The following is a 13,368-nucleotide window of genomic DNA, read 5'->3' as shown; positions in this document are numbered from 1 at the left end:
CACCGCCCTGCGCATACCGCATACCTCCGGCATACCGCAACAATCATGAAACGTCAGATCCCCACCCGCCATAGCGAGTTCAACCTCAGTAGTACACCACAAGCGCACCAGATCGAGCGGGGAACAGCGGGGAATCACGGTGAAAGCAGCCGCGCCCGACGACACCTGCTTCCGACCATTCATCCAGGTCAGCGCCCCAACGAGCCCCAGAGTGACGCAGCTTCCCAAGCTGAGAGCGCGAGTTCGATTCTCGTCACCCGCTCCATACAAAGCCCCAGGTCAGTGGCCTGGGGCTGTTGCGCGAGCGAGGCTCTCCCGCGTTTCCTGGCACGTGTCGCGCTCGAAGATTGGGCACGCGGAGGGCACGAGTGCCTTGCGGGTGCAGCCCGCTCACGTTGCAGCACGGCGCTGACCTGCGACTTCATGTCAACCATCAGCAGGTTCGCGCGGTGAGAGCACTCAGCCTGCCCGTCCCGAACGGCGCCGGACGCCCACCGCTCATCTCGACAAGAGGGGGCACAACTCCTTGCGGGCGCAGGCGCTTGGCCGCCGAGGATCTCACGTCAGAGCGGAAGGTCGTCCGGGAGTACCCGAAACGCCTTGTGGCGGCCCAATGGTCGTACGGCCCGGAAGTCCCGTCGGTCGAGGGTGAGGATCGCATCAGTGTCGTAGTCGGCCGCAAGCGCCACGTTCACCGCGTCGGCGAGGTCCAGGTCGAGCCCGCAGTAGCGGACTCGGACGGACTGGGCGGCACCCAAGTGGTCCTCCGTGATCTCCGGCATCACGACACGACCCCGGCTCATCCAGCGCCGCAGGTCGTCGACCGCGCTCAGGGCGGCCTCGCGCCCCAACTCACGCGTGGCCACGTGATCAAGTTCCGCCAATAGGAGCGGGGACATGATCAGGAGACCGGCCGCCATGATCGACTCGCTCGCGCCCCTATGCTCCGGGTGGGTCGAGTCGAGAGCGGCCAGGAGGCCGGATGTATCAGCGATGACGATGATCACGCGGCAGTTCCGGAGTCCGTCTCGCGGCGGACCGCGTCGGCGACCGTGTCACGGACCTCAGTCTTGGACGGCGTCCGCCCGGGCCCCTCGAACGTCCGCGAGAACAACGGTTCGTCCCAGACCCGGTTCGCCATCGCCGCGAGGTGAATCCCCTGACGGATGATTTCGGCCTCGCTTATGCCCCGCCGCTTGGCCGCCTCCTTGATGATCGCCAGGTCCTCGGGGTCGGCGTAGACGTTTGTGCGCTTCATGGACATGTACCAAGCATAGTCCATGTACCAGGGTGACGTATGCCCGTCGAGCGCCTTCAGTGGTCAAGGACCGCCTTCATCACATCCTCGCGATGGGGGGGGGCGGCCAAGCCGTCGCCATCGATGCCGCCCTTGTCAGTCCCACCGTCTCCGACGATCACAGCCACGACCACCGCGGTGCGGGATGGTCTCCGGGCTTCGCGTAGGCGATGAACCAGGAACGGCTAGGCCGACCCGGCCCTGACGGAGAGCGACCGCCGCCGCCTGACTGAGGGTTCTCAAGGTGTCAGGGTGCCCCGCGCCCAGAACGTCGCTCTGCGCCTCAGCCAAGAGCCGCAGCTGATGCTCGGCGGCGGTGTCCTGCTCCAGCTCGAAGTGCACGTCCGCCAGGTGCCGGCGCACCGAGAGCAGACTGGGATGGCCGGTGCCGTGGGAGGCGAGGACAGAGGACGACACTGCAGCACGGCCTGGGCCTCGGCGTGTCTGTCGAGCAGACGAAGGGTGTCGGCGTGGCCCAGGCGGGCGTCGACCGTCTCAGGGTGAGGGGGACCAAGCGCTGCTGCCAATGCCTCGGCCGCAGCACGGAAATGTTCCTCGGCCTCGGCGGGCCTTCCCGTCGCGGCGAGCAACCCAGCGAGAGTGCCCCGGGCCCGGTGGGAGGACGTGTGCCCTCGGGGGGCGATACGGGCCCACGTCGCGTGGATGTCGCGCAGCTCTGCCTCCGCCTCGTCGAACCGACCGAGACGCAGAAACGCGTAGCAGACGTTGTGCCGGGTGACCAGCGTGCTCGGATGGTCGTGGCCCAGCGTCTGTCCTTCCAGGCGGAGAGTCGCCTCGAACTCGTCGAAGGCCTGCTCGACCTCGCCGAGTTCGAGCAGCAGGTCCGCCAGTTCGTGGCGGGCGGTGAGCGTGGTGGGAGAGGCGTCGTCCAGCGCGTTCGCCATGTCGTGGAGCAGTTGCTCGAACGAGCTGCGGGCCTCGGTGAGGCTTCCTCGGCCACGCAGCGCTCCGGCGAGTTCGTGGCGCGCCGCGAGGGTGGTCGAATGCTCGGGGCCCAGGACGACGGTCAGATGCGGAACGAGTCTCGAGAACTCCGTGTGCGCGCCCTCGACGTCTCCCCGCTGAAGGCGGATCCGGACCAATTCGTGGCGAGCGGTCAACGTGTTCTCGTGATCCGGACCGAGGACCCGCGTCGCTGTGCGCAGAACGTCACCGAAGTCTGCCTCCGCTTGGCGAACAGCGCCGAAACCCGGCCACTCGCCAGACCCAGAATCCAGTCGCCGACGCCGCCCCCGGGCGTGGGGAAGGGGCCGACGTGCACGGCGAACATTCCGAACACGGCCAGTGCACGGGCGAGGTCCAGCCCGACCAGCCGTGCCATCGGCGCTGGGCGTTCCGTCGCCGTGGCGGACTCGGGTGCGGGTAAGGAACGCGGAGGCGCCTTCTTGGCGCTTTCGATCTCAGTCACTGGGACAACGTTGCCGAGGCGGGGGCGCGGTCAACCATCCGACAGGCTACGGGAGTTGCCCCGCCGGTCGGCTCCCACCACCCCGCCGATCGGCGGGGGTCGGTCGGCCGTACACGAACGACGGGCACCAGCGTCACCCGGCCTCTGATCAATGCCTGCCGCACCACGAGGTGACCTGAACAAGTTCCCGGCTCAAGGCAACCCTTTGCGTGGCCTGTGACCACAAGGAGTCGGATCCGGCCAATCGGTAGCTGGATCCCCCTTCGTCTGGTGAACGGTATGCAAGGAGAACGCCTCCCCATGAACAACCCCACGAACGGCGGGCGCCACGGGCGTCATCGCCGTCGCTGGACCGCGACCGGCCTGCTGCTCGGCGTACCCGCCATCGTCCTGCCGTATCTCCTGTTCGCGCAGGAGGACTCGCAGGCCGCGACGGTCGACGGCAATGCCTACTACCGGCTGGTCTCCGTACGCAGCGGCAAGGTGCTGGACGTCAACGCCTTCTCCACCGCCGACGGCACCCGCATCCAGCAGTGGACCGACCAGAACACCGCCAACCAGCAGTGGAAGCTGAGACCCGCCGGGGACGGCTACTACGAGCTGGTGAACCGCAACAGCGGCAAAGTGCTGGGCATAGCGGGCAATTCGACCGCCCAGGCGGCTGCCGCCGAGCAGCAGACCGACAGCTCCTCCACCTCCCAGGAGTGGCGGATCGACGATGTGAGCGGTTCCGACGCCGTCACCTTCACCTCCCGCAGGAGCGGCCAGGTCCTGGACGTCTCCGGAGGCTCCACTTCCGACGGCGGGGCAGTCATCCAGTATCCCGGCAAGGGCAGCACCAACCAGCAGTGGAAGCTGGTGAAAACGGCCGAGACCCAGACGGCCGGGGACGGCGGGGCGCAGATCACGGCCGCGGCCGGACCATATGTGTGGAAGAACGCCCAGGTGGTGGGCGGCGGTTACGTCACCGGGCTGGTGTTCAACCAGCGGGAGAAGGGTCTGCTGTACGCGCGCACCGACATGGGCGGCGCCTACCGCTGGGACACCGCGGCCGAGCAGTGGATCCCGCTGACCGACTGGATCGGCGAGAAGGACTGGAACCTGCTGGGCATCGATGCGCTGGCCACCGACCCCATCGACCCCAAGCGGCTCTACCTCGCGGCGGGCACCTACACCAACGAGTGGGCCGGTAACGGCGCGATCCTGCGTTCCACCGACCGGGGCCACACCTTCAAGCGCACCAATCTGCCCTTCAAGCTGGGCGGCAACGAGGACGGCCGCGGGGCGGGCGAACGGCTGGCGATCAACCCCGCGGACAACGGCACCCTGCTGCTGGGCACCCGCAAGAACGGCCTGTGGCGCAGCACCGACCACGGCGCGACATGGAGCCAGGTCTCCTCGTTCCCCGTCAAGGACGGGGCGAGCAGCGGCGCGGGCATCTCGTTCGTGACGTACGGCCCGGCCGACAGCAAGACGATCTACGTCGGCGTCGCCGACAAGTCCACCTCCCTCTACCGCTCCACCGACGGCGGCAGCACCTGGCAGGCCGTCTCCGGGCAGCCCACCGGCCAGATGCCGCAGCACGGCGTGCTCTCCGGTGACGGCTCGTTGTACCTGACATACACCAACGCCCTCGGGCCCAACGGCGTGACGGCGGGTTCGGTGTGGAAGTACACGCCGGCCGGCGGGGCGTGGAAGAACGTCTCCCCGTCCCAGGGCAGCTACGGGTTCTCCGGTCTGGCCGTCGACCCGCGGAAGCCGTCCACGGTGATGGTCACCACCCTCGACCGCTGGTGGCCCGAGGACGAGATCTACCGGACCACCGACGGCGGCAGGACCTGGAAGGCACTGGCCGAGAAGTCGGTGCGGGACGCCTCCGCCGCTCCTTACGTCGGTACCGGCACCGGGCACTGGATGACCGCCCTGGCCATCGACCCCTTCAACTCCGGGCACGTGCTGTACGGCACCGGCAGCGGCATCTGGCGCAGCAAGGACGCCACCGCCACCGACAGCGGCGGCACCAGCCACTGGACCGTGGGGTCCCGGGGGCTGGAGGAGACCGCGCTGCTGGACGCGATCGCCCCGCCCGGCGGCGCCACCGTCGTCACCGCCATGGGCGACCTGGGCGGTTTCCGCCACGACTCCCTGACCAAGGTGCCCGCCGGGCGACTGAAGAACCCGATGATGACCAACAGCACCGACATCGACTTCGCCCAGTCCAACCCCGCGCTGATGGTCCGCGTCGGCCGTGGCGGCGAGAAGGACGGCGCCTACTCCACCGACGGCGGCACCAGCTGGACCGGCTTCAAGGCGGAGCCGGTGGACAGCGCCGACACCGGCCATGTCGCGCTCGCGGCGGACGGCTCCACCATCGTCTGGACCCAGGCCGGTCAGGCCCCGTACCGCTCGACCGACAAGGGGGCGAGCTGGTCGAAGGTCAGCGGCCTGGGCACCGACGCCGTGGTCGTCGCCGACCGCTCCTCGGCCAGGACCTTCTACTCACTGTCCGGCGGCACGCTCTACGCCAGCACCGACGGCGGCGCGACCTTCACCGCCCGCGCCACCAACCTGCCCGGCGGCGAGCTCACGGCCGTCCCCGGCATCGCCGGAGACCTGTGGATCGCCGGCGGTGCCAAGGGGCTGCTGCACTCCACCGACGGCGGCCGCACCTTCACCACGCTGAGGGCCGTGCAGTCCGCCTCGGCCCTCGGCTTCGGCAAGGCCGCGCCGCGCGCCTCCTACCAGGCCCTGTACCTGATCGGCACCGTCAAGAACGTCACCGGAGTCTTCCGCTCCACCGACAAGGGCGCCACCTGGCTCCGCGTCAACGACGACGCCCACCAGTGGGGCAGCATCGGCGGCGTCGGCGTCATCTCCGGCGACCCCGACACCTACGGCCGGGTCTATGTCGGCACCAACGGACGCGGCCTCCAGTACGGCGACCCGTCCTGACCCCAACGCCCGAGCGGGGCCGCAGGCACCACGGCCTGCGGCCCGCCATGGCTGAGGGACCTCGCTTCGTCCTGCACGAGCTTCTGACGCCGGGCTGTCGGGACGGCCCCTGCAAAGCACGAGTCCGACTCGCGGCCGACGACCGAGGACGAACTCCGAGAAACGGCATCCGCGGCTCCGTGCCCTTGACGTGCCCGTAAGGGCGGTCGACCTCGGTCAACAGAGATGCGATCCGACCGAAACAGCAACTTCGGCACAGTGCATCTTCGCACCCATGAGGGCTGGAGCCAGTCAAGCGCCGTCGCTTCCCAAGCTGAGAGCGCGAGTTCGATTCTCGTCACCCGCTCCAGATTGAAACCCCAGGTCAATGGCCTGGGGTTTGCTTGTTGTCTAATCCAATCCAGAGGTGGCGGGCCCTCCGCGTGCCCTAAGTCGCGGGAAAGCGCGCAGCAACACACCACCCACGGGTCGCCTTAGCACCTCAGACCCCAGGCGTCTCAAATTGCGAGACGCATTTTGCGTGACCTGGGTCACTAGTGATGCGCTACCCGTGAAGTCGCATGCAAAGCCGCAGTTCAGCGCAGCGACGGTCCGCGAGCGCGGAAGCGTGTCCCCGCTCCGCATGAAGCCCCGGGAGACGTCGCTGCTCCTGCTCACGTGATCCGTCGCAGAATGCGGTCCTTGCGGCGGGTGTAGGGCGGATAGGTAACGCTCAGGGTGTCCGGCTTGAGGGGCTTGTCAAGGACGGCCTTCGTGTGGCTGAAGGTGTCCAGGGAGTACGAGCCGTGGTCGCTGCCCATGCCGCTCTCGCCGACGCCGCCGAAGGGCAGGCCGAGCACGGCGAGGTGGGCGGTCGGGACGCCGAAGGCCAGGCCGCCCGAGGAGGTCTCCGACGTCAGGCGCCGCTTGGAGCGCTTGGACGCGGTGAAGGCGTACAGAGCCAGCGGCTTGTCCCGCTCGTTGATGAAGGAGATCGCCGCGTCCAGGTCGGGGACGCGGATGATCGGCAGGATGGGCCGAAGATCCCATCGCTCATCACGGCGGAATCGAGGTCGACGTCGGCCAGCACCGTGGGGGCTATGTAGCGGGTGGCACGGTCGTGGTCGCCACCGGTGACAGTACGGCCGTCCCCCAGGAGGCCGGCCAGCCGATCGAAGTGGCGCTCGTTGATGATGCGGCCGAAGTCCTCGCTCCGGGCCGGGTCGGCACCGTACATCTCACGGATCGCCTCGATCAGGTGCGACTCGATGTCGGCGCCCGCCTCACCGACCGCGAGCACGTAGTCGGGTGCGACACAGGTCTGGCCGGCGTTGGTGTACTTACCCCAGGCGATGCGGCGTGCGGCGGCAGCGAGGTCGACTCCGGGTTCGACGACAGCGGGGCTCTTGCCACCCAACTCCAGGGTGACCGGGGTGAGATGGCGGGCCGCGGCAGCCATGACGATGCGTCCCACCGCGCCGTTGCCGGTGTAGAGAATGCGGTCTCCCACCACGTACAGCGCGGGGACGTCGATCCCGCGCCCCCGGAAGGGCGCGAGCAGTTCGTTGTTGCGTTCGATGTTCCGGTACCAGTTGAAGGCTCCGGTGAACGCCTGCTCGCCGTGCAGGGCGAAGTCCTCGGCGTACACCTGAATGTCCTCCTCCGTCAGCCAGGCCGGGAGAGCGGGCGACTCCGGCATGGTGTCCAGGAGGCCCAGACCGTCGGGTACGACCAACGGGCGGGGCTCCCTGCCGAGCGGGTTGTCACCCGAGGCGCCGACCAGGAGGCGGCGCAAGGAGTCCGGGATGTCCTTGGCGAACTCCGCGTCAGCGACTCCCGGCTGCTGGAAGTAGACCTGGTAGAAGCCCTCGCCGTACAGGGTGCGGGTGATCGAGGGCGGGACCATCCCGCCGGGCAGGATGGGCGGAATACTGAGCCCGGCCACCGCGCGCACCTTGTCCGGGCGCAGCATCGCCGCGGTCCACGCGACGGGTGCACCCCAGTCGTGACCCACGGCTACCGCCTGCTCCTCCCCCAGCTCCTCGATCAGGGCGATCACGTCGCCGACGAGGTGGAGCAGGGTGTAGGAGGTGACGTCCGGCGGCTGCTCGCTGCGGGCGTAGCCGCGCTGGTCGGGGGCGACGACCCGGTACCCGGCCGCCGCCAGCGCCCCGAACTGGTGACGCCAGGAGTACCAGCTCTCCGGCCAGCCGTGCAGCAGCAGGACCAGCGGCCCCTGCCCCTGCTCGGCGATGTGCAGCCTGACCCCGTTCACGTCGACGAAGCGGTGGGTGAGCGAACTTTCTACGAGGAGCTCCTTGAAATACGTGCGTGCTACTGCTTCAGCTGGGCGTACATGGCTTCGAGGTCGGCGGACAGCTGGGACTTGACCCAGCGGGTGATGTCGTCGGCCAGTACCTCGTGCGCCCCCGCCTCGATGCCGTCGAGCGCGGCCACGGCGACGTCGCGGGGGTCTGCCTTGGGCGCGTCGATGCCCGACGTCATGTCGGTGTCCACGTAGGCCACGTGGAGCCCGGTCACCGCGATGCCGCGCGGCTGCAACTCCAGCCGCAGAGAGTTGGTCTGCGACCACAGGGCGGCCTTGGAGGCGCTGTAGGGCGTGCCGTCGGCCAGCCAGGACAGGGCGGAGTGGACGTTGAGGATGTGGCCCCCGCCGTTGCGCTCGATGATCGGCGCGAAGGCCCGGGTGACCAGCAGCGGCCCGTAGAAGTTGGTCTCCAGGTCCCGGCGCACGTCGTCCATCGGGGAGGCGAGGTACGAGGCGCCGACGGAGGCGCCGGCGTTGTTGATCAGGATGGTGACGTCCTGGGCCTGCTCGGCGGCGGCTGCCACGGATGCCGGGTCGGTGACGTCGAGCGCCACCGGAACGGCATCGGGGTGCGTCACCGAGCGCGGGTCACGGGCCGTGGCGTAGACCTTGCCGGCACCGCGCGCGTAGAGCTCCTCGACCAGCACCTTGCCGATACCCCGGCTGCCTCCGGTGACGAAGACGTTGGCGCCCTTGATTGCTGTCACGACTACCTCCAGGAAATTGGAAACCGATCAGTTTCACCATCGTAAACCGATCGGTTTCCTCATGCAAGTCGCTTGAGCAGTTGTCCCCGTCGTACTGGCCTGGCGTAGCGACCGGCACGGCAACCTCGTCCTGCGCGAGCAGGTGGCCGCCCGGGCCGCCGCCGAACTGACCGACGGAGCATCGGCGCCTCCTGCGTGCCCTTCCGCCAGGCCGCCTGCTGACGTGGCCGCAAGGAGGCCGTAACGGCGCTCACCAGATCGGGCGCCTGCCGTCCGCCGAGTCCTTGGCCGGGAAGCGAAGAACCATGACGAGGTTCTGCAGTGCGTTACGCCGAGGCGACGACGCCGGTGACGTAGAACCACGAGCCGGAACTTCGAACTCGATCTGGATCTCGGTCATGTGCTGCTCCTTTGTGTGCCAGGACGTCGGGCGGTCACGCCACCGCGTTCAACAGGTCGGCCAGGACGTCGGGCCGTTCCAGAGCGATGAAGTGGCCTGCTCCCGGCACCTGCGTGAAATGGGAGGCTGGCAGCAGCTGCTTGTTGGCTTCCCGGTCCGACCGCCGGGACCAGTCCTTCTCCCCGTAGACGAGGTGGATGGGGGCCTTGGCCTCGGGGTAGCGCGAGCGGGCCGCGATGAGGCTGGGCAGGTTCTGGTACACGGCCCGGGCAACGGCCGGGTAGCCGGGACGCCTGCCCACCTGGAGGAGCTCGTCCAGGTAGTCCTCCCGCAGAGCGGCCTTGTCACCCACGCCGCCCTGCAGGATCCTGCGGAAGGCGGCCTTGGGCTCCACCCCGGCGACCACCGGGCCCACCCCCGGAGTGAGAACACCGCCGACCACCACACGGGCGAGAAGACTCGACCGGGCGATCCCACCGGGGAAGTCGTACGTGTTCACCGCGACGACGCGGCGTACCCGCTCGGGCAGGTCGGCCGCGGTGGTCAGGGCGAGCACCGCCCCCATGGACTCCCCGACCAGGGTCACGTCGTGGAGGTCGAGTTCGGTGAGGAGCCGCTTGACGCCCGCGCGCATGGCCGGCTCGTCGTACGACGCACCGGGCACGATCTCGGAGTAGCCCATCCCCGGCAGGTCGAGGGCGTACACGGTGTACTGGTCCGCGATCAGGGGGATGAGGGAGCGGAAGTGCTCGGCCTGCGTGCGCACGGTGTGCAGCAGGACCACGGGAGCGCCGCTGCCCGCTTTGAGGTAGCGCAGCGTTCCCTCGCGGCCATGGCGTCCCGCGCGCGGGACGATGGTGTGACTGGTGGTCCCTGGAATGTGAATCGTGGGACGTGACTCTGGGCTGGGCATCTCGCCGGCTCCCCTATGTGTGAACTGCGGACAGGTGATTCGGGTACGGCCCGCCCGGAAGAGCCGTGACCGCGCCCCAGCTCCCGGACTCATTGAGAAACCGACCGGTTTCATCTACGGTAAACCGATCGGTTTCCATGCGCAAGGTCAACCATCAATCGGATCCACGCCATGTCACCAGCTGCACTCAGGTCGCTGCCCGCCGTACGGTGCGGGAGCTTCGCGGTGGCTGCCGATTTCGGCGAAGACCGTGCGGAGCGAGGTCGTCATGCGCAGCAACAGGATGAGTGCGCAGGAGAGACGCGAGAGCGTCATCCGCGCGGCGATCGCCGAGTTCGCGCTCAAGGGCTACTACGGCACCTCTACCGAGGCGATCGCCAAGCGGGTCGGTGTCACGCAGCCGTATCTCATCAGGCTCTTTCCGGGCAAGAAGGCGATCTTCGTCGCCGCCTTGGCGCGGAACATGGAAGACACCCGCCTGGCTTTCGAGAGGGCGGCCAAGGGGTGGAGGAGGGCGAGCAGGCCCTCCAGGCCATGGCGAGCGCTTACGCGCGGCTGGTCTCGGCGCGCCCCGAAACGCTCCAGACGCAGATGCAGGGATACGCCGTCGTGGCAGCCACCGAGGCTCAGGGTGATGACCAGATCGGCGAACTGGTCCGGGCCGGCTGGTTGAGGCTCTGGGAAACCGTGCATCTGGCGCTGGGCGTCGATGCCAACGAGACGACGGCCTTCCTCGCGCACGGCATGCTCGTCAACACGCTTACGGCCATCGGGCTCCCCTCCGATTGCCGGGAAGGAACGGCGTGAAGCCATGGGAGCTGCTCCTGCTGCCGGAGACGGGCATCAACCCGGAGAGCGTCGGTCACCGGGCCTGCTCGACAAGGAATGTGTCAGCGCATGCCTGCCGCATCGAGCAGAGTGGTCACAGTGGGCGTGATAAGCCCTGCCAGCCTGTCGGCCCCGATCCCCGCACGGGCACTGGCACCGTCGAAGACCAGGCTGAGCTGCCGGGCCAGCAGGTCGGAGTCGCTCGCCCCGCCCTGTTCGGCCTCGGAACGGAAAAACTCCGTCAGGTTCGCCTTGATCCGGTGGGCCACCCGGCTCGCAGGGTGGCTCTGATCCTTGAGCTCGATCTGAACAGCCAGGTACCGGCAGCCTTGGAAGTCGGGCTCACCCGCCTGCAACTCCACCTGCTCGAAGACGTGCAGGATCCGCTCGCAGGGTGACCGGCCGTCGTCCGCCGGGGGCAGGAGGGTCGCCACGTAGGCAGAGGCGCGCTCCTCCAGGCTCGCTGCCAGCAGTTCGTCCTTGCTCTCGAACAGCTGGTACATGGAGCGCTTCGACACCCCCGCCGCCTTGCACAGCGCCTCGACGCCGATGCCGACACCGTCTCGGTAGGTGAGCGTGGCCGCCGCCTCCAGCAGCCGCGCTCGGGGACTTGGCTTCACTTCGGTGGTCATACTGCGAGGTTAACTCCATGCGGAGGAAATGAAAACCGATCGGTTTTCAGGGTGCGCCGGGACGGTTTTCGGCGCCACGCGCAGTTGAGCGGACAGTTGGAGTCCGCAGAGAGGCTCGGCGACGGCCCTGAGGGGGAAAGGCCGTCGCCGAGTCCGAAGTGTGCGCACCTCCCGTCCTGGACGATGCGTGAATACGTTCCGCTACGCCGGGACCGCGGTCTTCTCGGGCTTCGTCTCGACCGGGATGCGATGCAGTCCCTTGCGGTCGTACCAACCGGTCACGCCGAAGCCGAACAGCGCGGCCGCCGCGAGGCCGACTGCCATCATCACCCACCCCCGGGCCAGGCCCGCGTCGGCCTGGGCGTCGTAGTAGAGGATCGAGCGGAGACCGTCGGTGAGCTGCCGCAGCGGCTCGAACTCCGCGAGGAAGCGGTAGAAGCCGGGTAGCGCCTCGATAGGGGTGGTGGCGCCGGCCGTCGGCACGGCCATCCCGATGAAGACCAGCGTGACCACCAGCATGCCGGGCGTGCCGAAGACGGCAAGGAGAGCGAGCGCACCGATCCCGGAGACCGCGATGGCGCACACCGAGTACAGCCACAGCAGCGGCAGGTGGTCGGCGTCCATCCCCATGATGCCGACCGCGCCCACCATGACCAGGGTTCCCATCAGCAGGGACAGGCCGGCCATGAGGGTGCTGCTGATGGCGAGGGTCTGCACCCGGGTCGCCCGGATCAGCGGGCGGTGCAGGCGCAGCGGGCCCATGTCGTTGTGGGTGTAGCCGAGGGCGTGGTCCACCTGACCGTTGATGACATTGGCGGAGAGCATGCCGCAGACCACCAGGACGAGAGCGTAGTAGAACGCCGTCAGGCCCAGACCGCTGTGCGAGTCGAGCGGGTGCCCGTCCTCGACCGTGACGGTGGCCGGGTCGGCGAGCAGGACGCGCGCCGCGACAGGCAGCTTCGCCTGCCCGGCCCCGTTCCGCGCGGTCAACTCCTTGCCCATCTGGAGCGAGGCGCTCTCGGCCGCCTCCGTCGTCGCCGCCCGAGCCAGGCTGGAGCCCACGCTGCCGGCGGACTGGTTGGTCAGCACCGTCAGCGTCGGGCGGGCCGGGGTCGCGGTGGTCGCGGTGGCGGTCAGTGCGGTGATCGAGGAGGTGAAGTCGGCGGGGACGACGAGCGCGCCGAACAACTTGCCCTCGCCGAGCTCCTCCTTCACCCCCTTCTCGTCCATCACCTTCCAGTCGATCTTGTCCCCGCTCGCAGCGGACTTCTTGATCGACTCGGTGATCTGCGCCCCCAGGTTGATCTGTTCGCCCCCGGCGGCGGCCCCCTTGTCGGCGTTGACCAGACCGACGGGAAGTTTCGTCATGTGATCGACCGGATCAATGTTGGCACCGACGTAGAACACGGTGAACAGCAGCGCGAGTACGCCTGTGATGACGCCGTTGGCGATCCACAGAGGTTTGGCGCGCAGAACGCGGAAGGGGTGAATCCCACTCATGACTTACTCCGGTCTCGACAACACAGCCACATCGGGAGGAGACCGGACGGCATCGTTGCGGGCCGGCGCCCCTCAGAACGTTCAACCCTCGGCGCCCACGGCCGCCGAAGAGCCGGTGGACCTCCTGACTCGGCGAGCACCACTCGCCGCCAGAGCCCTTGAGCACGGCTCACGGAATCGAAGGGGTGGATTCACTGCCTGCCGAGGCCCTGGCTGCCGTCGGCGACGGCGCCCAGATCGCACCCAGACCGTTCCCACATGAGAAACCGATCGGTTTCAGGCATCGTAAACCGATCGGTTTTCAAATTCCAAGTCGAGGTGTTGACCCCTGTCCCAGCGGCGCCGGGAGGCTGCCCTGCCGGCGACAGGGCCGAAGCCGCACGGTGGGTGAGGGCGCGCGGC

11 protein-coding genes and 3 pseudogenes are annotated in these 13,368 nt (G+C 68.5%); 2 read left to right on the top strand and 12 right to left on the bottom strand.

Annotated features, from left to right (window positions below; all coding sequences use genetic code 11):
- Positions 1-563: 563 nt before the first annotated feature.
- From ACWD3C_RS33305 to ACWD3C_RS33290, 4 genes are all read right to left on the bottom strand, one after another.
- On the bottom strand, positions 564-1,007 hold the full coding sequence (locus tag ACWD3C_RS33305) for a PIN domain-containing protein (protein ID WP_451149895.1): 444 nt from the start codon (positions 1,005-1,007) through the stop codon (positions 564-566).
- Complete coding sequence (locus ACWD3C_RS33300; protein WP_451149894.1) at positions 1,004-1,264, bottom strand: ribbon-helix-helix domain-containing protein; 261 nt, start codon at positions 1,262-1,264, stop codon at positions 1,004-1,006. Before ACWD3C_RS33300 ends, ACWD3C_RS33305 begins: the two co-directional genes overlap by 4 nt.
- Positions 1,265-1,536: 272 nt before the next feature.
- Positions 1,537-2,463 carry a tetratricopeptide repeat protein gene (locus tag ACWD3C_RS33295; RefSeq protein WP_451149898.1) on the bottom strand — a complete coding sequence of 309 codons (927 nt, stop codon included), beginning with the start codon at positions 2,461-2,463 and terminating at the stop codon, positions 1,537-1,539.
- Positions 2,415-2,726 carry a hypothetical protein gene (locus ACWD3C_RS33290; RefSeq protein WP_451149893.1) on the bottom strand — a complete coding sequence of 104 codons (312 nt, stop codon included), beginning with the start codon at positions 2,724-2,726 and terminating at the stop codon, positions 2,415-2,417. Before ACWD3C_RS33290 ends, ACWD3C_RS33295 begins: the two co-directional genes overlap by 49 nt.
- 300 nt (positions 2,727-3,026) lie before the next feature.
- On the opposite strand from ACWD3C_RS33290, the gene ACWD3C_RS33285 reads away from it, so the two are divergent.
- Positions 3,027-5,678 carry an RICIN domain-containing protein gene (locus ACWD3C_RS33285; RefSeq protein ID WP_451149892.1) on the top strand — a complete coding sequence of 884 codons (2,652 nt, stop codon included), beginning with the start codon at positions 3,027-3,029 and terminating at the stop codon, positions 5,676-5,678.
- 653 nt (positions 5,679-6,331) lie between these two features.
- Here the strand turns inward: ACWD3C_RS33285 and ACWD3C_RS33280 are convergent.
- The 6 genes and pseudogenes from ACWD3C_RS33280 to ACWD3C_RS33255 all read right to left on the bottom strand — a co-directional run.
- Positions 6,332-7,161, bottom strand: a pseudogene (locus ACWD3C_RS33280) (aldehyde dehydrogenase family protein); the annotation flags it as partial.
- A gap of 183 nt (positions 7,162-7,344) precedes the next feature.
- A pseudogene (locus tag ACWD3C_RS33275) lies at positions 7,345-7,932 on the bottom strand (alpha/beta fold hydrolase); the annotation flags it as partial.
- 59 nt (positions 7,933-7,991) lie between these two features.
- Positions 7,992-8,693 carry an SDR family oxidoreductase gene (locus ACWD3C_RS33270; protein ID WP_451149891.1) on the bottom strand — a complete coding sequence of 234 codons (702 nt, stop codon included), beginning with the start codon at positions 8,691-8,693 and terminating at the stop codon, positions 7,992-7,994.
- 250 nt (positions 8,694-8,943) lie between these two features.
- Positions 8,944-9,093, bottom strand: a complete 150-nt coding sequence (locus tag ACWD3C_RS33265; protein WP_451149890.1) for a hypothetical protein — start codon at positions 9,091-9,093, stop codon at positions 8,944-8,946.
- A 34-nt stretch (positions 9,094-9,127) separates the two neighbouring features.
- The gene (locus ACWD3C_RS33260) at positions 9,128-10,006 is read right to left on the bottom strand and encodes an alpha/beta fold hydrolase (protein WP_451149889.1); all 879 of its coding nucleotides are present in this window, start codon (positions 10,004-10,006) and stop codon (positions 9,128-9,130) included.
- 174 nt (positions 10,007-10,180) lie between these two features.
- Positions 10,181-10,351, bottom strand: coding sequence for a hypothetical protein (locus tag ACWD3C_RS33255; RefSeq protein ID WP_451149899.1), 171 nt, complete (start codon positions 10,349-10,351; stop codon positions 10,181-10,183).
- Here ACWD3C_RS33255 and ACWD3C_RS33250 point away from each other — a divergent pair.
- Positions 10,290-10,813: pseudogene (locus ACWD3C_RS33250) on the top strand (TetR/AcrR family transcriptional regulator). The gene ACWD3C_RS33255 and the pseudogene ACWD3C_RS33250 overlap by 62 nt on opposite strands.
- Positions 10,814-10,896: 83 nt before the next feature.
- Here ACWD3C_RS33250 and ACWD3C_RS33245 read toward each other — a convergent pair.
- Positions 10,897-11,466, bottom strand: a complete 570-nt coding sequence (locus ACWD3C_RS33245) for a TetR/AcrR family transcriptional regulator (RefSeq protein WP_451149888.1) — start codon at positions 11,464-11,466, stop codon at positions 10,897-10,899.
- A 201-nt stretch (positions 11,467-11,667) separates the two neighbouring features.
- The gene (locus tag ACWD3C_RS33240; protein ID WP_451149887.1) at positions 11,668-12,966 is read right to left on the bottom strand and encodes a DUF3533 domain-containing protein; all 1,299 of its coding nucleotides are present in this window, start codon (positions 12,964-12,966) and stop codon (positions 11,668-11,670) included.
- Positions 12,967-13,368 lie beyond the last annotated feature (402 nt).

Source organism: Streptomyces sp. NPDC002845 (assembly GCF_053591955.1).
This window is presented reverse-complemented; position numbering and strand designations above follow the sequence as displayed.